This is a genomic window from Streptosporangium sp. NPDC003464 (genome assembly GCF_053588315.1).
Genome location: NZ_JBSFPS010000010.1, coordinates 32,848 through 54,816, shown reverse-complemented (window position 1 = coordinate 54,816; position 21,969 = coordinate 32,848). Strand labels below are relative to the sequence as shown.

Annotated in this window: 22 protein-coding genes; 18 read left to right on the top strand and 4 right to left on the bottom strand. The window is 71.6% G+C overall.

The window, feature by feature from the left end:
• Positions 1 to 64 precede the first annotated feature (64 nt).
• From ACWDS7_RS04160 to ACWDS7_RS04115, 10 genes are all read left to right on the top strand, one after another.
• Positions 65 to 805, top strand: coding sequence for a FadR/GntR family transcriptional regulator (locus tag ACWDS7_RS04160; RefSeq protein WP_451928033.1), 741 nt, complete (start codon positions 65 to 67; stop codon positions 803 to 805).
• A 39-nt stretch (positions 806 to 844) separates the two neighbouring features.
• Positions 845 to 1,597: a hypothetical protein gene (locus ACWDS7_RS04155; RefSeq protein WP_451928032.1), complete on the top strand. Its 753-nt coding sequence runs from the start codon at positions 845 to 847 to the stop codon at positions 1,595 to 1,597.
• A 43-nt stretch (positions 1,598 to 1,640) separates the two neighbouring features.
• On the top strand, positions 1,641 to 1,961 hold the full coding sequence (locus ACWDS7_RS04150; RefSeq protein ID WP_451928031.1) for a hypothetical protein: 321 nt from the start codon (positions 1,641 to 1,643) through the stop codon (positions 1,959 to 1,961).
• Positions 1,958 to 2,659, top strand: coding sequence for a nucleotidyl transferase AbiEii/AbiGii toxin family protein (locus tag ACWDS7_RS04145; protein WP_451928030.1), 702 nt, complete (start codon positions 1,958 to 1,960; stop codon positions 2,657 to 2,659). Before ACWDS7_RS04150 ends, ACWDS7_RS04145 begins: the two co-directional genes overlap by 4 nt.
• 114 nt (positions 2,660 to 2,773) lie before the next feature.
• The gene (locus ACWDS7_RS04140; RefSeq protein ID WP_451928029.1) at positions 2,774 to 2,974 is read left to right on the top strand and encodes a hypothetical protein; all 201 of its coding nucleotides are present in this window, start codon (positions 2,774 to 2,776) and stop codon (positions 2,972 to 2,974) included.
• A 484-nt stretch (positions 2,975 to 3,458) separates the two neighbouring features.
• Positions 3,459 to 3,707, top strand: coding sequence for an acyl carrier protein (locus ACWDS7_RS04135; RefSeq protein WP_306856539.1), 249 nt, complete (start codon positions 3,459 to 3,461; stop codon positions 3,705 to 3,707).
• On the top strand, positions 3,704 to 4,915 hold the full coding sequence (locus ACWDS7_RS04130) for a beta-ketoacyl-[acyl-carrier-protein] synthase family protein (RefSeq protein ID WP_451928028.1): 1,212 nt from the start codon (positions 3,704 to 3,706) through the stop codon (positions 4,913 to 4,915). Before ACWDS7_RS04135 ends, ACWDS7_RS04130 begins: the two co-directional genes overlap by 4 nt.
• Positions 4,916 to 5,549: 634 nt before the next feature.
• Positions 5,550 to 7,283 (top strand): ABC transporter ATP-binding protein, encoded by a 1,734-nt coding sequence (locus tag ACWDS7_RS04125; RefSeq protein WP_451928027.1) that lies wholly within the window; start codon positions 5,550 to 5,552, stop codon positions 7,281 to 7,283.
• A 340-nt stretch (positions 7,284 to 7,623) separates the two neighbouring features.
• On the top strand, positions 7,624 to 9,279 hold the full coding sequence (hutU, locus tag ACWDS7_RS04120) for a urocanate hydratase (protein ID WP_451928026.1): 1,656 nt from the start codon (positions 7,624 to 7,626) through the stop codon (positions 9,277 to 9,279).
• 292 nt (positions 9,280 to 9,571) lie between these two features.
• Positions 9,572 to 10,405, top strand: a complete 834-nt coding sequence (locus tag ACWDS7_RS04115) for a MurR/RpiR family transcriptional regulator (RefSeq protein ID WP_451928025.1) — start codon at positions 9,572 to 9,574, stop codon at positions 10,403 to 10,405.
• Positions 10,406 to 10,454: 49 nt separating this feature from the next.
• Here ACWDS7_RS04115 and ACWDS7_RS04110 read toward each other — a convergent pair whose 3' ends face one another.
• The 3 genes from ACWDS7_RS04110 to ACWDS7_RS04100 form a co-directional block, all read right to left on the bottom strand.
• The gene (locus ACWDS7_RS04110; RefSeq protein WP_306856548.1) at positions 10,455 to 11,204 is read right to left on the bottom strand and encodes an ABC transporter permease; all 750 of its coding nucleotides are present in this window, start codon (positions 11,202 to 11,204) and stop codon (positions 10,455 to 10,457) included.
• Positions 11,205 to 11,221: 17 nt separating this feature from the next.
• On the bottom strand, positions 11,222 to 12,181 hold the full coding sequence (locus ACWDS7_RS04105) for an ATP-binding cassette domain-containing protein (RefSeq protein WP_451928024.1): 960 nt from the start codon (positions 12,179 to 12,181) through the stop codon (positions 11,222 to 11,224).
• Positions 12,182 to 12,371: 190 nt separating this feature from the next.
• Positions 12,372 to 12,902, bottom strand: coding sequence for a PadR family transcriptional regulator (locus ACWDS7_RS04100; RefSeq protein WP_451928023.1), 531 nt, complete (start codon positions 12,900 to 12,902; stop codon positions 12,372 to 12,374).
• A gap of 38 nt (positions 12,903 to 12,940) precedes the next feature.
• On the opposite strand from ACWDS7_RS04100, the gene ACWDS7_RS04095 reads away from it, so the two are divergent.
• The 6 genes from ACWDS7_RS04095 to ACWDS7_RS04070 all read left to right on the top strand — a co-directional run bounded on the left by ACWDS7_RS04095 (position 12,941) and on the right by ACWDS7_RS04070 (position 18,951).
• Positions 12,941 to 13,267 (top strand): hypothetical protein, encoded by a 327-nt coding sequence (locus ACWDS7_RS04095; RefSeq protein ID WP_451928022.1) that lies wholly within the window; start codon positions 12,941 to 12,943, stop codon positions 13,265 to 13,267.
• 29 nt (positions 13,268 to 13,296) lie between these two features.
• A complete protein-coding gene (locus ACWDS7_RS04090; protein ID WP_306856552.1) occupies positions 13,297 to 13,983 on the top strand; it encodes an SDR family oxidoreductase in 687 nt (228 codons plus the stop codon).
• A 161-nt stretch (positions 13,984 to 14,144) separates the two neighbouring features.
• Positions 14,145 to 15,308 (top strand): allantoate amidohydrolase, encoded by a 1,164-nt coding sequence (locus ACWDS7_RS04085; RefSeq protein WP_451928051.1) that lies wholly within the window; start codon positions 14,145 to 14,147, stop codon positions 15,306 to 15,308.
• Positions 15,296 to 16,654, top strand: coding sequence for a formimidoylglutamate deiminase (locus tag ACWDS7_RS04080; protein ID WP_451928021.1), 1,359 nt, complete (start codon positions 15,296 to 15,298; stop codon positions 16,652 to 16,654). Before ACWDS7_RS04085 ends, ACWDS7_RS04080 begins: the two co-directional genes overlap by 13 nt.
• On the top strand, positions 16,651 to 17,799 hold the full coding sequence (gene hutI, locus ACWDS7_RS04075) for an imidazolonepropionase (protein ID WP_306856554.1): 1,149 nt from the start codon (positions 16,651 to 16,653) through the stop codon (positions 17,797 to 17,799). Before ACWDS7_RS04080 ends, hutI begins: the two co-directional genes overlap by 4 nt.
• 213 nt (positions 17,800 to 18,012) lie before the next feature.
• Positions 18,013 to 18,951, top strand: a complete 939-nt coding sequence (locus tag ACWDS7_RS04070; protein ID WP_306856555.1) for a sigma-70 family RNA polymerase sigma factor — start codon at positions 18,013 to 18,015, stop codon at positions 18,949 to 18,951.
• Positions 18,952 to 19,126: 175 nt separating this feature from the next.
• Here the strand turns inward: ACWDS7_RS04070 and ACWDS7_RS04065 are convergent, their stop codons facing one another.
• Positions 19,127 to 20,056 carry an ABC transporter substrate-binding protein gene (locus tag ACWDS7_RS04065; protein ID WP_451928020.1) on the bottom strand — a complete coding sequence of 310 codons (930 nt, stop codon included), beginning with the start codon at positions 20,054 to 20,056 and terminating at the stop codon, positions 19,127 to 19,129.
• Between the two features lie 263 nt (positions 20,057 to 20,319).
• Between ACWDS7_RS04065 and ACWDS7_RS04060 the strand changes: the two genes are divergently transcribed.
• Together ACWDS7_RS04060 and ACWDS7_RS04055 are read left to right on the top strand one after the other, a co-directional pair.
• Complete coding sequence (locus ACWDS7_RS04060) at positions 20,320 to 21,633, top strand: ammonium transporter (RefSeq protein ID WP_451928019.1); 1,314 nt, start codon at positions 20,320 to 20,322, stop codon at positions 21,631 to 21,633.
• A complete protein-coding gene (locus tag ACWDS7_RS04055) occupies positions 21,630 to 21,968 on the top strand; it encodes a P-II family nitrogen regulator (protein ID WP_271216486.1) in 339 nt (112 codons plus the stop codon). The genes ACWDS7_RS04060 and ACWDS7_RS04055 overlap by 4 nt, the downstream gene beginning before the upstream one ends.
• Position 21,969: the final 1 nt, after the last annotated feature.

The following is a 21,969-nucleotide window of genomic DNA, read 5'->3' as shown; positions in this document are numbered from 1 at the left end:
CGGCTCCCCTCGTCGGAGTCTTATTGGGCTACTCTCATACCATTGAGTTCCATGTGAGGATCTGTTGTCAAGGGTGGAGGTGAGATTGGACGAGTCGCCGCGATTGACGACCGTGCTGCGGCCGGTGCGTGCGGGGAACGCGTTCGAGGAGACCGTGGAACGCCTGCTCCAGGCGATCAAGCTCGGGGTGGTGACCGAGAAGCTGCCACCGGAGCGGGAGCTGGCGGTGCAGCTGGGGATCAGCAGGGTCACCCTGCGCGAGGCCATCCGCGCGCTGCAGGAGGCGGGCTACCTCACCGTGCGACGCGGCAGGTACGGCGGCGCGTTCGTCACCTACGCCCCGCCGCGCCCGAGCCAGGGCGACCTGCGCAAGGTCGTGGCCGACATGGGCACCGACGAACTGGCCGACGCGCTCACCTTCCGGATGGCCGTGGAGTGCGGCGCCGCCCAGGTGCTGGCCACCGCCGAGCTGAGCCAGGCGCAGCGCGACACGCTGCGCCAGCGCCTGGCCGGGGTCAACTCGGCCGGGCCCGACGACTACCGCCGCCTCGACACCGCCTTCCACCTGGCCATCGCCGAGCTGACCGGCTCCCCGCTGCTCGCCGCGACCTGCGCCGACGCCAGGCTGCGGGTCACCGACCTGCTCAACGCCATCCCCGTGCTCCAGCGCAACATCGAGCACGCCGCCACCCAGCACGAGGCGATCGTGACCGCCATCCTGGCCGGAGACCCCGACGCCGCGCGCCGCGCGGTGGCCGAGCACCTTGAGGGGACAGCCGCGCTGCTGCGGGGATTCCTCGCATAATCTGGTGAAACCGTGGGAGATCTGTTAAGAGAGCGAATCGTGGACACAGGGCGGCTGCCGCTGTTCTGTTTCTTCGTCGCGCTGATCGTCGCCTTCGTGTTCACCCGGATCAACGTCCGGCTCATCCGCGCCGAGGTCGGCTGGTTCCGCAACGTCAACGTCGGTGAGATGCACATCCACCACGTGGTGTTCGGCGTGGTGCTGACCCTGCTCGGCGGGGTGTCGGGGCTGGTCGTCTCGGGCATCTCGCAGGGCTGGTACGCCGTGACGGCGGCCGTCTTCGGCGTCGGCGCCGCCCTGATCCTGGACGAGTTCGCGCTGATCCTGCACCTGCACGACGTCTACTGGGAGGAGGAGGGGCGCACGTCGGTCGACGCGGTGTTCATCGCGATCGCCCTCACCGGCCTGCTCCTGCTCGGCCTGCGCCCGCTCGGCTGGGAGCGTTCCGACGGCACGCCGCAGGGGACGTGGCTCACCGTCGGGATCATCGTCGGCAACCTCGTGCTCGCGGTGATCACCCTGCTCAAGGGCAAGATCTGGACCGGGCTGGCCGGGCTGTTCATCCCGTTCCTGCTGATCTCCGGCGCGCTGCGGCTGGCCCGCCCGGGATCGCCCTGGGCCCACTGGTTCATGGCGTCCGGCGCCCGGCGTCCCCGCCCCCGCCAGATGGCCAGGGCCGAGCGCCGCGAGGAGCGCTGGCGCCGCCCGGCGATCCGCGCCAAGATCGCCTTTCAGGAGTTCGTCTCCGGCCGGCACGACCTGCCCTCCAGCCGCCGCCGCGCCCGGTGGTGAGCGGGCGGGGCCCGGTGGTGGGCGGGCGGGCATACTGGGAGGCGTGAGCGCGCTTCCATCCCGCTGGGACGGTGTCGATCAGCGGGTCCCCGACTCCCTGGCCGACCTGCGAGGTCCGGCCACGGGGGTGGTCGCCCTGCCCGTCCACCTCGGCTGGTCGGGGCTCACCGAGTTCGACCTGATGAACCCGCTGCTGCGGATGAGCCTCTACCGCACGGTCATCACCGGCGGCGGCCGGGGAGACGCCGAGTCCTACCTGAACGCCGAGCTCCTGGTCGCCGACTGGCCCACGCTCCGCCGCGGCCTCGGGCCGAGCTACCGCCGGGCCTGGGAGGGCAAGATCGCCGCGCTGGGCTGGGAATGATGCTCCTGCCGCCCCTCCAGCAGCGGATGCTCCAGGCCGTGCTCCCGGTCTGCGCCCGGTTCGGGCTGGTCCTGGCCGGCGGCTACGCCATGAACGCCCACGGCTTCACCGAGCGTCCCAGCAACGACCTCGACTTCGCCACCGCCGCCGAGACGCCGCTGTCCGAGGTCGCGGACGGGGTCGCCCGGGCCCTGGCGGAGAGCGGGCTGGAGGTCACCGTGGTCGAGGTCACGCCCCGGATGGGCCGGCTGGTCGTGAGCGACCCGGTGACCGAGCAGAGCTGCGAGTTCGACCTGCTGCGGGAGGCGTTCCAGCAGCAGCCCGTGATCGTCGGCGACCTGTCCGTCGTCTCCCTGGACGACGCGGTGGGGCTCAAGATGCGGGCCCTGCACGAACGGAGCCTCGCCCGCGACGTCATCGACATCGCGTCGGTCTCCCACCTGTACGGCTTCCGCGATCTGGAGCGCCTGGCCCGCCTGCACAACGAGGAGTTCTCCCTCTCCGAGCTGGTGATGCGGCTGGAGTTCGTCGACCTGATCGCCGATGAGGACTTCGAGGCGTACGGGGTCACCGGGGAGCGCATCGCCGAGATCAGGCGCCTGTCCTACGCCTGGGTGGAGGACATCAAGCTCCGCCGGGCCGACGAGGGCGACGCCGAACACGGCGCCGACTACGACGACGTCCCCGACCCTGACTGACCGCGGGCCCCGCGAGGACGCCTGTCACGCCACGGCGGCCGGTCGGGCCCCGAGACGCATATCCGGCCGCCCGCCGGGCAGTCGACGGTCCTGCCTGCCGAAGGAGTGTGGATCGTGAGTCTCATCGAGAAGCTCAATCTGCGTGAGATGAAGGCCAGGGCCAAGCGGAAGCTGGGCAGCCGGACGGGCAACCGCCGGCTGGCGGCCGAGGGGCGGACCGAGGAGGCCGAGGCGAAGCTCCTCAAGACCCAGGACGAGATCCTGGACACCGTGGCCGAGATGCGCAGGGAGTACGGCGTCCGCCGCCGCGGCTGACCAGCCGCGGGCCCCCGGAGGCCGGTGCCCGGCGGACGTACGGCGGGCCGGTCCACGCGCCGGGGGCGCCCGGCGCGGAGCGCTCCTCACACCGCCCCGGTCAGGCCCCGTACGGCCGGCCCCAGGCCGAGCGCGACGACGACGGCACCGATGCCGATCAGAGCGCGCCGATTGATCCGGAGCTCCATGCGTCAGTCGGTCCTTTCGGCCGCCGGCCACGGGCGTGACCGGCCTGGTGGTGCTGGGGAGGGAGCCTGGTGGTGCTGGGAAGGGAAAGGACCCGGCCGGATTCCCCGCTCCTCCATTCGCCGCCGGGCCGCCTCCGGATTGGCCGATTTTCCGAGCAATGAATCATCGGTAAATGAGCGGAAATTTCCAGAATTTAGGCTGGTAGGGCATAGACAGAACTTGTGTCTGTTTCGCTATAGTCCGGGCATTGCGGGGACCTGAGTGGATCGATCCCTTTACTTTTAAAGGCGGGCGAATGGCAACCCTCGATTCAGCCACATCCGTAGTCCGGTCCGCGATCGCCGAGGTGCTCAGCGTGCCCAGCGATCAGGTCAAGCCCAGCGCCACCATCGCCGACCACCAGATCGACAGCCTGGAATGGGTGGAGATCGCCGTCATCATCGAGGAGAAGCTGGGCATCCAGCTCGAACCCGGCGACTTCGCGGGCGCGCGGACCGTCGCCGACATGGCCGGGATCCTGCACGCCGCGCTGGCGGCCCGGTGACGCGCGTCGTCGTCACCGGGCTGGGCGTGAAGAGTCCGGCCGGCAACACCGTCCGGGACGCGTTCGCCACGGTTCTGGCCGGCAAGTCGCTCGCGACCGTGATCCCGGCACTCGCCGAGGAGGAGACGCCGGTGCCGATCGGGTGCCCGCTGGCCCCTTTCGAGCCGCTGGACTACTTCACCGGACGCGAGCTCAGGACGCTGGACCGCACCTCCCAGATCGGCCTCGCCGCGGCGGCCGACGCCGTCACCGACGCGGGGGGCCTGCCGGCCGAGGGCTGCGGCGTCTACGTGGGCACCGGCGGCGGCGGGTTCGCCGCGCTGGAGAGCCTGATCGTGGGCCACACGCTCGGTCGGGAGAAGGTGCCCGTCCACGCCGTGCCGACGCTGATGTCCAGCTCGACGGCCGCGCGCATCGCCATCCGGTACGGCTACCGCGGCCCCTGCCTGACCTTCAACACGGCCTGCGCCAGCGGGGCCACGGCGATCGGGGAGGCGCTGCGCGCGATCCGCTCCGGGGTGGTCGGCGCCGCGGTGGCCGGCGGGCTGGACGCGCTGCTGTCCCCGCTGGCCATGTGCGCCTTCGCCCGGGTCGGGGCCCTGTCGGAGCGGATCGGCTCGCCCGCGGAGGCCTGCCGGCCCTTCGACGGGGACCGGGACGGCTTCGTCATGGGAGAGGGCGCCGCCTTCCTCGTCCTGGAGCGCGCCGACCTCGCCGAGGCCCGGGGGGCCCGTGTCTACGGTGAGATCGGCGGATACGCGGCCAACTGCGACGCCGCCCACATCGTGGCGCCGCTCAGGGACGGCTCCGTGGCTGCAGACTGCATGCGCGCCGCCCTGCTCGACGCGGGACTCGCCCCCGATGACATCGGCCATGTCAACGCGCACGGCACCTCCACCCCGCACAACGACAGCGCCGAGGCCGTCGCCCTGCGCGGCTGCTTCGGTGACCGCACGCCCCCGGTGACCTCCACCAAGGGCGTGACCGGCCATCTGGTCGGCGGCGCCGGGGCGCTGGAGGCGGTGATCGCGCTGCTGTCGGCCCGCGAGGGCCTCGTCCCCCCGACCGCCAACTTCACCGGCGGCCCCGAGGGCGACCTCATCGACCTCGTCCACGGCGAGCCCCGCCCCGTCCCCACGGCCCCGGTCCTGTCCAACTCCTTCGGCTTCGGCGGCAGCAACGCCTGCCTGGTGCTGATCCCCGCCTAGGTCCCGTCCCGCGGCCCACCGGCCGTTGAGCGGGGCCCGTGCCCGTTGAGCGAGGCCCGTGCCCGTTGAGCGGTCACCGGCCGTTGAGCGAGGCCCGTGTCTATTGAGCGGCCTGTGCCCGTTGCGCGGGGCCGTGCCTGTCGGCCTCCGCTGGGGCTTCGCGCCGCGCGGTCCGGGTTCGGGCCGCGCTCCGCACGAGCGCGTGAGGCGCTCGGACCCATGCCGGCTCTCGCCGTGGACCGGTCCGGCCGGGTCCTCCTCCGCCGGGGTGGGTGCGGTGTTCGGCCGGTCCGGCCGGGTTCTCCTCCGTCAGGGTGGGCGTGGCGCTCGGCGCTCGGTCGGCCACGCGGGATTCTCGCCCCGCTCCGCCCCCGATCCGGGAAAGGTGTTCCGCCCCGAGCCGGGACGGATCTCCCGCCCCCGAGCCGGGGCGGGTGTTCCGGAGATCTCACCTAACCCCTCAGCACCCCTAGACCCCCTGGCGGTCAACTTTGGTTGACATCGGTGATTGCGTCAACTTATGTTGACATCATCGACTTTCGTCTACGGATCCGGGCGGGACGCCCGGCGTGGGTCCGTGCGCGGTAGATAGGAAGGACGGCGACCGGGGGCCGGTCACGTCAGCTCAGAGGAGATGAAATTGCCCGAGACCGCCTCCTGGCGACTCCTGCTCGCCTACGTCCGCCCGCACAGACGGGCCCTGCTCCTGGGCGGCGTTCTCAGCCTCGTCGGCTCGCTGGCCGGGCTCGCGATGCCGCTGCTGGCGAAGGTGGTCATCGACGCCTTCGGCGAGCAGCGTTCCCTGGTCGGGCCGGTGCTCGGCCTGACGGCCGCCGTGCTCCTGGGCGCGGGTGTCGGCGCGCTCGGCAGATACGTGCTGGAGCGCATGGGTGAGGGCGTCGTGTTCTCCGCCCGGCAGAGCCTGGTGGGGCGGATGCTGCGGTTGCGGGTGTCGGAGGTCGACCGGCTCAAGCCCGGCGACCTGCTGTCGCGGGTCACCTCCGACACCACGTTGCTGCGGGCGGTGTTCACCGACGGCGTCGTCGAGATGGTCGGCTCGGTGTTCATGCTCCTGGGCGCCGTGGTGATGATGGCGATCATGGATGGGCTGCTGCTGGTCATCACGCTGGCGGTGCTGGTCCTGGTCGGCTCCCTCGTGGGCCTGGTCATGCCGCGCATCCGGCGGGCCTCGACGCAGGCGCAGGTGGCGGTGGGCGAGATGGGCGCGGTGCTCGACCGGGTGCTGCAGGCCTTCCGCACGGTCAAGGCCAGCGGCGCCGAGGAGCGCGAGATCGCCACCGTGGGAGAGGCGGCCCGCGAGGCGCGGGACCGGGGCATCGCGGTCGCCTGGTGGACCTCGATCGCCGGCATCTCCGCCTGGGTCTCCGCGCAGCTCGCCTTCGTGGCTGTGCTCGGCGTGGGTGGAGCGCGGGTCGCCTCCGGCGCGCTGGAGGTGTCCTCGCTGATCGCCTTCCTGCTCTACCTGTTCTACCTGGTCGCTCCGGTGGGGCAGCTGGTCCAGGGGTTCACCCAGATGCAGAACGGCCTGGCGGCGGTGAAGCGGATCCGCGAGATCGAGGAGCTGCCGGCCGAGGAGGCGGGCGGCGTGGCGGGGGAGATCGGCACGGCCCCGGCGGGGGTGACCTTCGAGGAGGTGGCCTTCCGCTACGGCGACGACCGGCCGGTCGTCCACCACGACGTCTCCTTCGCGGTCCCGGCGGGTGGCATGACCGCGCTCGTCGGCCCGTCGGGGGCCGGCAAGTCCACGGTGTTCGCCCTGCTCGAACGGTTCTACGAGCAGCAGGCCGGGACGATCACGGTCGACGGCCGCGACATCGGGCAGTGGCCGCTGCGCGAGCTGCGCGCTTCCCTCGGCTATGTCGAGCAGGACGCGCCGGTGCTGGACGGCACGCTCCGGGAGAACCTGGTCTTCGCCGCGCCGGGCGTGAGCGAGGCCGACATCGGACGGGTGCTCGCGCTGACCCGGCTGGAGGACCTGGTCGCCCGGCTCCCCGAGGGCCTGGAGACCATGGTCGGTCACCGCGGGATCATGCTCTCCGGCGGTGAGCGCCAGCGGGTGGCCATCGCCCGCGCCCTGCTGCGCCGCCCCCGGCTGCTCCTGCTCGACGAGGCCACCTCCCAGCTCGACGCGGTCAACGAGCTACGGCTCCGTGAGGTGATCGCCGAGGTGGCGAAGGAGACGACCGTGCTGGTGATCGCCCACCGCCTGTCCACGGTGACCAGCGCCGACCGGATCGTGGTGATGGAGGCTGGGCGGGTGCGGGCCGTCGGCACCCACCATGAGCTGCTCGACGACGACGATCTCTACCGCGAGCTCGCCGCCACCCAGTTCCTGCTGCCCACGTAGATCCGAGCTCGGGGCCGGTGTCGCCGGCGGCAAATTCTGCGGAACGTAACGTAATGATTCGGACACCCGTCCCGCTGACTGGTTGGCCGCCCAGGAAAGCGGGCATCCCGGCCTGTGCGGAGCTTCTCCTTCGCTCGGGGTGCCTGCCGGGCACCCGCCGTGTCCGGTCTCCGGTCCAGTCCGTGCGGGACGAGGGCCAGGGGAAAGATCGGGCCGGCGACCGGAAAACGGGGCATCCCGGATGAGCTGCCCGGGATGCCCCCCTCTGTCCAGGTTGACCGGTAGCCTCCAGGTGACAAATATGAATACATTCATTCAGTCCTGATGGGGAGGCTCGGTCATGACCGGCAGCCGGATCGTGCGCGCGCCGCGCGGCACCACGCTCACCGCCAAGGGGTGGCCGCAGGAGGCGGCCCTCCGTATGCTCCAGAACAACCTGGATCCCGAGGTGGCCGAGCATCCCGAGCAGCTCGTCGTCTACGGCGGATCCGGCAAGGCGGCGCGCGACTGGCGCTCCTTCGACGCGATCACCCGCACCCTGGCCACGCTGGAGGGGGACGAGACGCTGCTGGTGCAGTCCGGCCGTCCCGTGGGGGTCTTCCGTACGCACGAGTGGGCGCCGCGGGTGCTCATCGCCAACTCCAACCTCGTGCCCGACTGGGCCAACTGGGAGGAGTTCCGCCGCTTGGAGGCCGCCGGCCTGACCATGTACGGGCAGATGACCGCCGGCTCCTGGATCTACATCGGCACCCAGGGCATCCTGCAGGGGACCTACGAGACCTTCGCGGCCGTCGCCGCCAAGCGGTTCGGCGGCTCCCTGGCCGGGACGATCACGCTGACCGCCGGGCTCGGTGGCATGGGTGGCGCCCAGCCGCTCGCCGTCACCATGAACGACGGCGTGGTGATCTGCGTCGACTGCGACCCCAGGTCGATCGACCGGCGCATCGAGCACCGCTACCTGGACGTGCGGGCCAAGGACCTCGACGAGGCGCTGCGCCTGGCCTACGAGGCCCGCGACCAGCGCAGGCCGCTGAGCATCGGCGTCGAGGCCAACGCGGCCGAGGCCGTGCCCGAACTGCTCCGCCGGGGTGCCGAGATCGACATCGTCACCGACCAGACGTCGGCGCACGACCCGCTGATGTACCTGCCGATCGGCGTGGCCTTCGAGGACATGGCCGCCGAGCGGGAGAAGGACCCGGCCGGGTTCACCCGCAAGGCGCGTGAGGCCATGGCCAAGCATGTCGAGGCCATGGTCGGTTTCAAGGACGCGGGCGCCGAGGTCTTCGACTACGGCAACTCGATCCGCGGCGAGGCGCAGCTGGCCGGTTACACCCGCGCCTTCGACTTCCCCGGCTTCGTGCCGGCCTACATCCGGCCGCTGTTCTGCGAGGGCAAGGGCCCCTTCCGCTGGGCGGCGCTGTCCGGATCCGCCGCCGACATCGCCAAGACCGACCAGGCGATCCTGGAGCTGTTCCCGGACAACGAGCCGCTGGCCCGCTGGATCCGGATGGCCCGGGAGCGGGTCCACTTCCAGGGCCTGCCCGCCCGGATCTGCTGGCTCGGCTACGGCGAGCGCCACCTGGCCGGCGAGCGGTTCAACGACATGGTGGCCTCCGGCGAGATCGAGGCCCCGCTGGTGATCGGCCGGGACCACCTCGACTGCGGTTCGGTCGCCTCCCCCTACCGGGAGACCGAGGGGATGGCCGACGGCTCCGACGCGATCGCCGACTGGCCGCTGCTGAACGCCATGCTCAACGTGGCCTCCGGCGCCGCGTGGGTCTCCATCCACCACGGCGGGGGCGTCGGCATCGGCCGCTCCATCCACGCCGGCCAGGTCACCGTCGCCGACGGCACCAAGCTCAGCGCCGAGAAGCTCAACAGGGTCCTCACCAACGACCCGGGCATGGGCGTGATCCGCCACGTCGACGCGGGCTACGACGGGGCCGTCGAGGTGGCGCGAGAGCGCGGCGTCCGCATCCCGATGCAGGAGTCCTGAAAGGCCCGATGCGAGGGTTCCGGAGGGTCTGGTGCGGGTCCGGAAGGCCTGAAGTGAGGGTTCCGGAGGGTCCCTGAGACGGGAGTCCTGAAGGCCCGGCGCGGGAGTCCTGAAAGGCCCTGACATGGGGTCTCGACGGGCTCCGGCGGGCGGGTTCCGGAACGGACCGTCTCCCGCCCGTCCCGACGTGCCGGCGGGCAGGTGCGCCGCAGGCGGGCGGGTGGGAGACGGCGGGCGGGAGAGCGGGAGCCGGGCGGGAATTCCCGCCGACGATCGGGCGGTTGGAGGTGACGTGGGGGACGCACTCGATCGACTTCTGGAGGGCCGGCGGCTGTCGCCTGTGCAGCGGCGGATCGCGCGCTACCTCGACGACCACCTGGCCGAGGCCATCTTCCTGTCCAGTGTGGAGCTGGCCGAGCGGGCCGGGGTGAGCCAGCCGTCGGTGACCAGGTTCGCCATGGTGCTCGGTTTCGCGGGATACCCCGAGCTCAGGCAGGCGCTGCGGCCCTTCGTCATGGGCGAGCGGAGCCCGTCGCGGGCCAACGACCTGCAGACCGCGATCGACGTGGAGATCGAGAATCTGCGGAGGGTCCGAGAGGGGCTGAACGACCCGTCGTCCATCGCGGAGCTGGGCGCCGGTCTGGCCGGGTGCGAGCCGCTGCCGGTGCTCGGGCTGCGGGTGTCGAGCGGGCTGGCCACCACCTTCGCCTACTTCGCCCGCCGGATCCACCCCGACGTCCGGCTGCTGACCCACGGCGGCTCCGAGCTGGCCGACGGCCTGCACGCCGCGCGGCGGGCAGGGGCGGGCTGGCTGGTCGCGGTGGTGCTGCCCCGCTATCCGGCCGAGGCCGTACAGGCCCTCGCCGATGCCAGGGAGCTGGGCCTGCGGACGGCGGTGATCACCGACCGGCCGGACGTGCCGTTCGAGGCCGACGTGATCCTGGACGCCCCGGTCGGCGAGCGGCTGGTGTTCGACTCGCACGCGGCGCCGCTCGCCCTGGCCATGGTGCTGGTGGAGGCCATGGCGGACGCGGCGCCGCTGCGGACGCAGGCCCGGCTGGAGGAGTACGAACGGATGACCGACCAGGCCGGGGTCTTCGTCGACCGGCCGGCCGCACCGCGCTGAACGGCCAGCCACCCGCCGGCCGCGTACCTGACCTCACAGGGCGGTACGGCTAGCCGGCGAGCTTGCGCAGCGAGCGGACCGACCAGGTCAGGGCGAGCGCGCCGAGTACGAGGAAGACGCCGAAGGCCACCGGGACCGTGCCGTCGGACAGGTCGCCGGCGAACAGGGAACGGCCCGCCTCGACCGAGTAGTAGAGCGGGTTGAACCTGGCGGCCGTCTGCAGCCACTCCGGCCCGAGCGAGACCGGCAGCATCATTCCGGCGAGCAGGGTCAGCGGCAGCGCGAAGAACTGGACGAGCTGCGACATGCCGTTCTCGTCGCGGATCGCCAGCGCCAGGCCGTAGGAGAGGCTGGCGGCGAACAGGCCGGTCGCGGCCATGAGCAGCAGCATCAGGCCCAGGGCCGGCAGCGGCAGCCGCAGACCCATCAGCACGGCCACCCCCATCACCAGGAGCGCCTGCAGGACGAGGACGAGCATGTCCTTCATCACGCGGCCGAGGATGATCGCCGGACGCCAGGCCTGGCTGACCGCGAGCCGCTCCAGCACCCCGTTGCGGGTCTCGTTGATCATGCTGAAGCCGGTGAACAGCGAGCCGAACAGAGCGATCATCATCATCGCGCCGGGCGTGAAGACCCTCAGCGCGTCGACCAGCGTCCCGCCCGGGACCATCCCGGTCAGCAACGGGGCGAACAGCAGCAGATAGAGCACGGGTTGCAGGATGCCGAACAGCGGCCAGACCGGGTTGCGGCGGACGTTGCCGAGCTCGTAGCCGAAGAACAGCATGGTGTGTCGGAACATGGGGGTCCTAATGGGGGTCAGGCGGCGTCGCGGAGGGAACGGCCGGTGTGCCGCAGGAAGACGTCGTCGAGCGTGGCCCGGTCGAGGGAGATCGACCGGATCGCCAGGCCGCCGGTCTCCAGGGCGCGGAGCAGGGCGGGCAGGTTGTGCTCGCCGTCGTCGAGGTAGGCGCGCAGGCAGTCGTCCTCCGGCCGGGTCTCCTTGATGTAGGGCTGGGCGTTCAGGAGCTCCCCGGCGGCGGCCAGGTCGTCGAGCCTGAGCGTGACGACGTCGCCCGCCACCTCCTGCTTGAGCCTGTCGGGGGTGCCCTCGGCGACGATCAGGCCGTGGTCGACGATGACCAGCCGGTCGCAGAGCGCGTCGGCCTCGTCCAGGTAGTGGGTGGTCAGCAGCACGCTGGTGCCCTGGTCGCGCAGGCTGCGGACCTCGTCCCAGAGGTTGGCGCGGTTCTGCGGGTCCAGGCCGGTGGTGGGCTCGTCCAGGAAGACCAGCGGCGGCCGGTTCACCAGGCCGATGGCCAGCGCGAAGCGCCGCTTCTGCCCGCCGGACAGCGACCTCACCGGGCGGTCGGCGATCTCGGTGAGGCTGAAGGTCTCCAGCAGTTCGGCGGCGCGGGTGTGCGCCTGGCTCCGGGAGAGCCCGGACAGGCGCGCGGACAGCAGCAGGCTCTCCCGGCCGGGGGCGTTGTCGTCCACGCCCCCGGCCTGGCTGACGTAGCCGATCCGCTCCCTGACCTTCGCGGCCTCCCTCACCACGTCGTGCCCGGCCACCCGGGCGGTGCCGGCGGTGGGGGCGGTGAAGGTGGCCAGCATCCGGACGGTGGTGGTCTTGCCCGCACCGTTCGGGCCGAGGACGGCGAAGATCTCGCCCTCGCCGACGCTCAGGTCGATGCCCCGGACGGCCTCGACCTCCTCTGTCCTGCCTCGTCCGCGTCTGGCGGTGAAGGTCTTGCACAGGCCGTGCGCTTCGATGATCATCTTTCTCCGTTCCGGAGCGGGGGGTGGGGCCGGAGAGCCGCGGTCGCCGGCAGGGGCGGAGCGGTGGTCCCCGGCAGGGGTGAGGAAGGAGCGGTGGCCTCCGGCGGGGCAAGGAAGAGGATGGACCCTCTGGCCGGGGGAGGCTCAACCGGTTTCCGGGGCCCGGCGGCTCTCCGGGGGCGGGCGCCCCTCAGGGGAGCTCGCCGTTCCTGACCTTCTCGGCGGCTTCGTCGACCCAGGTCAGCTGGGCCTTGAGCTGGAGGATGTTGAGCCGCAGGCATTCGTCGATGTGCCGGGGGGCGCCGTAGGCCTGCTTGCCGCCGATGGCGCGCTCGGTCATCCCGATGGCGAACTGGAGCTGGGCGGCCCTGGCCTCCATCGCCGAGGCCAGCTCGGCGGGCGAGAGCCGGTCCATGAAGGTGATCGCCACCTGGAACGGATCCACGATCGGCTTGATCTCCCACCAGTGGCTGAGCAGGTGACGCCCGAACTCGGCCCGGCCGACGTCGGTGATCGCGTAGAGGGTCTTGCCACCTTTGCCTTCCTCCATCCGATCCAGCAGGCCCTCGTCGGCCATCTTGCCCAGCCCGTGGTAGATCGAGCCGTAGGCCACGTTGGCCCAGTGCTGGGTGCCCATGAGTTCGAGGCGGCGCCGTACCTCGTAGCCGTGGAGCGGGCCGTCGAGCAGCACGCCGAGAAGTAGAACACGGGTGGAAGACATATCCAAATTTTTATTAAAATTTGTATATGGTGTCAATCATGCGAGAGATCAGGCGTGACGACGACGGCGCCCTGCTGGGCTTCCTGCGGCCGGTGGACGGCGGATGGGAGCCGCTGACCGTGTTCGGCTACCCGCTGGGAGGGCCGCGCCCTGAGGGGGAGGCCGCCGAGGAGGTCCACCGGTCGGGGCTGGAGGTGCTGATGCGGCCGTGGGAGTTCCTGGAGGACGGCGAGTGGTACCGGTGCGTGATCCTGGAGGCCGCCGCCGGCGAGATCAGGATCCGCCCGAACGACCATCGCTACCCCCACGACGTCTACGCCCTGACGCTGGAGCGCCCCGGACCCGCCACGTTCCGCCCTCGGTAGCCGGGAGTGACCGGAGTAAGGTGACCTGCATGTCTGCACGACCGACCGCGCTGGTCACCGGAGCCTCCCGAGGGGTCGGGGCCGCCGTCGCGCACGCCCTGGCCCCCACCCACGACCTGCTGCTCGGCGGCCGCGACGTCGACGCGCTGGCCAAGGTCTGCGCGGGCCTGCCGCACGCGCGGCCCTGGCCGGTGGAGCTCACCGCCGTCACCGAGGCCGACGTCGCCGGGATCGACCGGCTCGACGTCCTCGTGCACAGTGCCGGGGTGGTGACGCTGGGGCGGATCGCCGAGACCCCCGCCGAGGTCTGGCGGCGGACGATGGAGATCAACGTGGTCGCGGTGGCCGAGCTGACCCGGCTGCTGCTGCCCGCGCTGCGCGCGGCCGGCGGCCACGTGGTGGCGGTCAACTCGGGGGCGGGGCAGCGGGCCAACCCTAACTGGGGGTCCTACGCGGCCAGCAAGTTCGCGCTGCGGGCCTTCGCTGACGCGCTCCGGCTGGAGGAGCCCGGCCTCAGGGTGACCACGGTCTACCCCGGGCGGATCGACACCGACATGCAGCGCGGCGTGCGGGCCCAGGAGAACGGGACCTACGAGCCGGAGAAATACCTGGCCCCCGAGTCGGTGGCCCGGGCGGTGGCGGCGGCCGTGACGGCCTCTCCCGACGCCCACGTCACCGAGATCACCGTCCGCCCGACGGCCGGGCCCGCGAGCTGAGCGCCGGGCCCGGGCGCCGGAGCGCGGGGCCGCGCTCCGGAGCGGATCCCGGTCCTGAGGCGGGGCCGTGTCCCGGGGCGGGGCGGGGTCCGCGCGCCGAAGGGGACGCGGGTTCGCCAATGAATGACCCCATTCACAATAATGGAGGGGTGTTCGACGAGATGTGGGGTGCCATCGCGCACCTCGGACGTGACGGCCGGACCCGGGGCTACCTGCGCGACGCGTGGTCGCCCGCCGATCTGGAGCTCCGCCAGTGGTTCCGCCAGGAGGCCGCCGGAAGGGGCCTCGACCTGCGAGAAGACCGAAACGGCAACCTGTGGGCCTGGTGGGGTGACCCGTCGGGCAGACCGGGTGTCGTCACGGGCAGTCACCTCGACTCGGTGCGGCAGGGCGGCGCCTTCGACGGCCCCCTCGGCGTCGTGTCCGCCTTCGCCGCCCTCGACGCCCTGCGGGCCAGGGGGTTCGAGCCCGCCCGCCCGCTGGGGGTGGCCTGTTTCACCGACGAGGAGGGCGCCAGGTTCGGCGTCCCCTGCATGGGCTCCCGGCTGCTCACCGGCGCGCTCGACCCCGACCGGGCCCGCGGCCTGACCGACGACGGGGGCGACTCGATGGCCGAGGTGCTGCGCCGGGCCGGACGCGACCCCGGCGAGCTGGGCCGCGACGACGAGACCCTCGGGCACGTCGGCGTCTTCGTGGAGCTCCACGTCGAGCAGGGCCAGGCGCTGGTCCACCGGGACGCCCCGGTCGGCGTGGCCGCCGCCATCTGGCCGCACGGCCGCTGGCGGTTCGACTTCCGCGGTCAGGCCAACCACGCCGGCACCACCCGGCTGGAAGACCGCGACGACCCGATGCTGCCCTTCGCCCGGACCGTGCTGCGCGCCCGCGAAGCCGCCGAGCGGGGCGGTGTGGTGGCCACCTTCGGCAAGCTCCGGGTGTCGCCCAACAACGCCAACGCCGTCCCCGGGCTGGTCAGCGCCTGGCTGGACGCCCGGGGCGGCGACGAAGCCGCGGTCCGGGCGCTGGTCGCCGAGCTGAGCGAGTTCTCCGGGGCCGAGGTCAGCGCCGAATCGTGGACCCCCGTCGTCGACTTCGACGTGGTCCTGAGGGAGCGGATCGCCGCCGTCCTGGGGGACGTGCCCGTCCTGCCGACCGGGGCCGGTCACGACGCCGGGATCCTGGCGTCCGCGGGCGTGCCCAGCGCGATGGTGTTCGTACGCAATCCAACGGGAATCTCACACTCCCCTGAGGAACACGCCGAGATGTCTGACTGCCACGCGGGGGTCGCCGCCCTCGCCACCGCCCTGGAGGAGCTGTGCCGGAGCTGAACTACTGGTGCGAGCTGGCCTGGCTGCCGCCCGGCGAGGTCGTCGCGGGGGTGCTTGTCCGGATCTCGGGCTCCCGCATCGAGGAGATCACACCGGGCATGGCCGACCCCCCTGCGGGGGCCGTCCGGCTCGACGGGCTGACCGTCCCCGGGCTGGCCAACGCGCACTCCCACGCCTTCCACCGGGCCCTGCGCGGGGTGACGCAGCGGGAGAAGGGCAGCTTCTGGACCTGGCGCGAGCAGATGTACGGCGTGGCCGCGACACTGGACCCCGACTCCTACCTCAGGCTGGCCAGGGCCACCTTCGCCGAGATGGCGCTGGCCGGGATCACCGGTGTCGGGGAGTTCCACTACCTGCACCACGGCCCGGGAGGCAGGCCGTACGACGATCCGAACGTCATGGGGCACGCGCTCGTCCAGGCCGCGCGGGAGGCCGGGCTGCGCATCGCGCTGCTGGACACCTGCTATCTGAGCGGCGGCTTCGGCACCCCGCTGACCGGCACCCAGCTCCGCTTCGGCGACGGCGACGCCGACAACTGGGCCGTGCGGGTCGAGGCCCTCGCCGGTGCCTACCGGGGCGCGGAGGACGTGGAGGTCGGCGTGGCCGTCCACTCGGTCCGAGCGGTCCCCGCCGAGCAGATGCCGACGGTGAGCAGGTTCTCCCACCACCACGCGCTCCCGATGCACGTCCACGTCTCCGAGCAGCGCGCCGAGAACGCCGCCTGCGTGGAGATGTACGCCGCCAGCCCGGTCCAGGTGCTGACCGAGCACGGCGTGCTCGGCCCCCGCTCCACCGCCGTGCACGCCACCCACGTGTCCGATGTGGACATCGCGCTGCTCGGCCAGTCGGGCACCCACGTCTGCATGTGCCCGACGACCGAGCGCGACCTGGCCGACGGCATCGGCCCGGCCAGGCTGATGTTCGAGGCGGGCTCGCCGATCACACTCGGCTCCGACAGCCACGCGGTCATCGACCTGTTCGAGGAGGCCCGCGCGGTCGAGCTGGACGAGCGGCTGGCCAGCGAGCAGCGCGGTCACTGGACGGCGGCCGAGCTGCTCCAGGCCGCCACCGCCGCCGGACACGCCTCGCTGGGCTTCCCCGACGCGGGCACGCTCGTGCCGGGCGCGTGGGCCGACCTGGTGTCGGTGCGCCTCGACTCGGTCCGTACGGCGGGCGCCTCGCACAACGGCGCCTCGGAGACGGTGGTCTTCGCCGCCACGGCCGCCGACGTGCACTCGGTGATCTCGGGCGGCCGCCGGGTGGTCGTCGAGGGCCGGCACGTCCTCGGCGACGTGGGCGCGCTGCTCGGCGCGGCGGTCGCCGAGGCGCGAGGGGAGAGCGCATGAGCGTCCTTTTTGACCGGATCGGCCTGCTCTACACCGGTGACCCGGCGCGGGAGGAGATCGAGGACGCCGCCATGGTGGTCGACGGCGGCACGGTGGTGTGGACCGGAGCCGCCGGCACGGACCCCGGCGCCGACGAGCGCGTGGACGTGGGCGGGCGCTGCGTGATCCCGGGCTTCGTCGACAGCCACGCCCACCTGGTCTTCGCCGGGGACCGCACGGCGGAGTTCACCGCCCGCATGTCGGGGGAGCGCTACAGCGCCGGCGGCATCCGGACCACCGTCGCGGCCACCCGCGCGGCCGACGACGCCGCCCTCGCCGGGCGGACGGCCGCGCTGGTCGCCGAGATGCTCGCCCAGGGGACCACCACCGTCGAGATCAAGAGCGGCTACGGCCTCACGGTCGAAGACGAGCGCCGCTCCCTGGAGATCGCCCGCAGGTTCACCGGGGAGACCACCTATCTGGGCGCGCACGTCGTGCCTCCGGACGCCTCCTCCGCCGACGACTACGTCCGCACGGTCACCGGGGAGATGCTGCGGGCCTGCGCGCCGTACGCCAGGTGGGTCGACGTGTTCTGCGAGCGCGGCGCGTTCGACGCCGACCAGAGCAGGGAGATCCTGCTCGCCGGGGTCAAGGCCGGGCTGCTGCCCCGGGTCCACGCCAACCAGCTCGGGGAGGGCCCCGGCGCGCGGATCGCCGCGGAGGTGGGCGCCGCCTCGGCCGACCACTGCACCCACCTGACCGACGAGGACGTCTCGGCGCTGTCCTCGGCCGGGGTGGTGGCCACCCTGCTGCCCGGCGCGGAGTTCTCCACCCGCTCGCCCTACCCGGACGCGCGCCGCCTGCTGGCGGCCGGGGTGACCGTCGCGCTGGCCACCGACTGCAATCCCGGGTCCTCCTTCACCTCCTCCATGCCGTTCTGCGTGGCGCTGGCCGTCCGGGAGATGCGGATGACGCCGCTGGAGGCGGTCCGGGCCGCCACGTACGGCGGAGCCAGGGCGCTGCGCCGCGACGACGTCGGCACGCTGCGGGTGGGGGCCCGCGGCGATCTGGTGATCCTGGACGCCCCGTCCTACGTCCATCTGGCCTACCGCCCGGGGGTACCACTGGTGGCGCAGGTCTGGAAGGAGGGACGCCGCCTGGTTTGAAGCCGGTCCGCGAGGGCAGCCGCAATGCCCGTGACGTCACGTTCGAAGACATCCTCCTTAAGGAGGAAATTCAAAACCGTTCTCCGGACGTACTTTTTTAGGGAATCTTTGCCCTGATCCGAGCGTTGATTAGGCAAGCGACATGTCTGCACGCGCGGGGCCTTGGGCGAGCGTGCGGGCATGCCATAAGCAGGCGGAGCGAGGTGCCATCGGATGGCAAGGCCGACGGGGAATCGGACGCAGGATCAGCACGTCTCGGATCGAGACCTGCTCGGGACCTACCTGGCTGAGATCGGGCGGGTCCCCCTGCTCACCGCGGAGGAGGAGGTCGAGCTCGCCAAGCGGATCGAGGCGGGCCTCTTCGCGGAGCAGTTGCTGGACGGCGGACTGGCGGAGCCGCGGATCGCGGACGCCGCCGACGAGGAGCTCGAACGACTGGCTGTTTCGGGGCAGCGGGCCAAGGACGAATTCATCCAGGCCAATCTACGTCTTGTGGTGGCGGTCGCGCGCAAATACTCCGGAAGGGGAATGCCGCTGATCGATCTGGTCCAGGAGGGAAACCTGGGCCTGGTCCGGGCGGTCGAGAAATTCGATTACCGGCGCGGCTACAAGTTCTCCACATATGCCACCTGGTGGATCCGCCAGTCGGTGGGCCGTGCGATCCACGAGCAGGCCCGGCCGGTCCGGCTGCCCACCCACGCGGGTGAGCAGATGACCCGGCTGATGCGGGTCCGGCGCGACATGCTGGCCGAGTTCGACCAGGAGCCGACGGACGCCGACCTGGCCGCGGTGCTGGAGCTGCCGGTCGAGCGGGTCCGCGAGCTGCGCCGCTGGGCCTCCGACCCCGTCTCCCTCCAGCTCGGCGTCGGCGACGAGGACGAGACCGAGCTCGGCGACATGATCGCCGACGAGACGTGGGCCGACCCCGAGCAGCAGGCGATGGACATCCTGGAGCGTGAGCGCCTGGAGCAGTGGCTGACCGGGCTGGAGGGCCAGACCCGCGAGATGCTCCGCTGGCGCTACGGCCTCATGGACGGCCGCGAGCACACGCTGACCGAGGTCGGCGAGCGCTACGGCATCGGGCGTGACCGGGCCCGCCGCATCGAGCGCGACGCCCTGGCGCGGCTGCGGAAGATGGCCACGGCGGCCTGACCGTCCGCCGGTCCGGTACGGCCGCGCCGTACCGGACCGGATCTTCCCAGTCCTACCGGCCAGGTGGCCGGCGACCGGTGAGGTGGCCGGACCTCTTCCCGTCCCCGCGGGAGCCGGGGCCGCGTCCCCGGCCGTCCGCGCGGGGGTCGGGGACGCGGCCCGGGTTCCGGGGGCGTCAGGGCTTGGCGTACTTCTCCAGGTCGTCGAGGATCTTCCCGGCGGCGGTGACGCCGATGCCGAGCATCCAGGTCTCGTCGTCCACGTTGTGCGCCCTGCTGTCCTTGACCGCCGGCAGGTTCTTCCACAGGGGGCCGCCGGTGACCGCGGCCTGGCTCTGCGCGGCCTGGGCGCCGTAGGCGCTGTAGAAGAGCACGTCGCCGTCGGCCTGGGAGAGGTTCTCCTGGCTCAGCTCGCCGAAGCGCTTGTCCTGGGCGTCGGCCAGCCGCTGCGGCTCGGGACGGCCGAAACCGGCGTCGCCGACGACGATGCCGCTGAACGACTCGGGGCCGTACATCCGGATCTGGGTGGGCATGAAGCGCACGATGCTCACCTCGACCGCGTCGGAGCCGCCCAGGGAGCCGGCCCGCGCCTGGTAGTCGGCGAGGAGCTTGTCCGCCTGCGCCTTCTTCCCCAGGGCGTCGGCGTCGAGCAGGAGGTTCTCCTTCCAGGTGATCCCGACCTTCTCGGTGAACACGGTGGGCGCGATCTGGCTGAGCTTGCCGTAGAACTGCTCCTGCCGGAACTTCGTGCCGAGGATCAGGTCCGGCTTGAGCGCGGAGATGGCCTCCAGGTTGGGCGCCTGGAGGGTGCCGACCGGCTTGGTGGCGTCGAGCGCGGATCCCAGGTATTTCGGCCAGGCCTGGTTTTCGGACGCCTGCGCCGCGCCGACCGGTGTGAGGCCCAGGGAGACCATGGTGTCGAGCTTGTCGGTGTCGAGCACGATGACCCGCTTGGGGGACTCGGGCACCTTCGTCTCGCCCATCGCGTGCTTGATCGTGCGGGTCGGCCCCTCGGCGGCCTGGCCGCCGCCGGAGGAGCCACAGGCCGCGAGGGCGAGGGTGGACAGCAGGACGGCGGCCGCGGCCCTGGCCGTGCGGAAGGTCATCGATTCCCCTTAGAGCTTTAGGTAAGGCATGCCTAAGCATAGTTGTGGTCATCTGCGGGCCAAGGGGCGCCCTGTCCGAAACACCCTCGAAACACCGTGTGGCCGAGTTTCACAGATGCGAAACACACCTGGTCGGGACCTGAAACGGCGGAAGCGGACGCTGTGGCGCAACGTCAGTGCGCGGCCGGTCGACGGAGCCCAGGAAGCGTTCACTGCGACTGTGAAAACGGCCACACGCCATTTGTAAGGGAGGGTCGCGTCGAATGAAGATCGATAGCGGCACCACTGCCTGGATGCTCACGGCCACCGCGCTGGTGTTGCTGATGACTCCTGGGCTCGCGTTCTTCTACGGGGGCATGACCAGGGCCAAGAGCGTCCTGAACATGATGATGATGTCGTTCGTCAGCATCGTCACCGTCACCATCGCCTGGGTTCTGTACGGACACTCGCTGACCTTCACCGACAACGGCAGCGACATCGTCAACAAGTTCGTCGGCGGCTTCGACGCCCTCGGCCTGCAGAGCCTGGTCGACACGGCCACCAAGGACGACGGCACCGGCATGCCGAGCCTCGTCTTCTCGGCCTTCCAGCTCACTTTCGCGATCATCACCGTCGCCCTGATCAGCGGTGCCATCGCCGACCGTGCCAAGTTCGGCGCCTGGGTGCTGTTCACCGTCGTCTGGGCGACCGTCGTCTACTTCCCCGTGGCCCACTGGGTCTGGGGCAACGGCTGGCTGTTCAACCTCGGCATCGAGGACTTCGCCGGCGGCACCGTGGTCCACATCAACGCGGGAGCGGCGGCACTCGCCCTCGCGCTGGTCCTCGGCAAGCGCGCCGGATGGCGCAAGGAGCCGATGCGGCCGCACAACCTGACCCTGGTGCTGCTCGGCGCGGGCCTGCTCTGGTTCGGCTGGTTCGGCTTCAACGCGGGCTCCGAGCTCGCCGTCGACGGCACCGCCGGCCTGGCGTTCATGAACACCCAGATCGCCACCGCGGTCGCCGCCGGCGCCTGGATCGTGGTTGAGAAGACGCGCGACGGCCACGCCAGCAGCCTCGGCGTCGCCTCGGGCGCCGTCGCCGGCCTGGTCGCCATCACCCCGGCCTGTGGCTTCGTCGACCCCTGGGCCGCCATGCTCATCGGCGCCCTGGCCGGCGCGGTCTGCGCCTACGCCGTGGGCCTGAAGTACAAGCTCGGCTACGACGACTCGCTCGACGTGGTGGGCGTGCACCTGGTCGGCGGTGTGATCGGCGCGGTCTCCCTCGGATTCCTCGCCGCCTACCCGTTCCTGGAGCAGCAGCACAAGGGTCTGTTCTACGGTGGCGGTGTCATCCAGCTGGGTCTGCAGGTCCTGGGCCCGGTGGCCGTCGGCGCCTATTCGTTCGTCGTCACCTGGGTCATCGCCAAGATCATCGACAGGGTGATGGGCTTCCGGGTCAGCACGGAGGAAGAGGTCACCGGCATCGACATCACCTCCCACGCCGAGACCGGTTACGACCTCGGCACCATCCACTCCTCGGGCGTGGCCTCCGCCAACGGCGCGGTCGCCGCCCCGGCGTCCAAGAAGGTCGGCGCATGAGACTCATCACCGCGGTCATCAAGCCCTTCAAGCTCGACGACGTGAAGGCGGCCCTGGAGCAGTTCGGTGTCAAGGGCATGACGGTCAGCGAGGCCAGCGGGTACGGCCGCCAGCGCGGCCACACCGAGGTCTACCGGGGTGCCGAGTACCAGGTGGACCTGGTGCCCAAGGTCCGGCTGGAGGTGCTCGCCGAGGAGGACGACGCCGATGACGTCATCGACGTCATCGTCAAGGCCGCGCAGACCGGCAAGATCGGTGACGGCAAGGTCTGGTCGGTCCCGGTGGACACGGTCGTCCGGGTCCGCACCGGAGAGCGTGGACCCGAGGCGCTCTGAC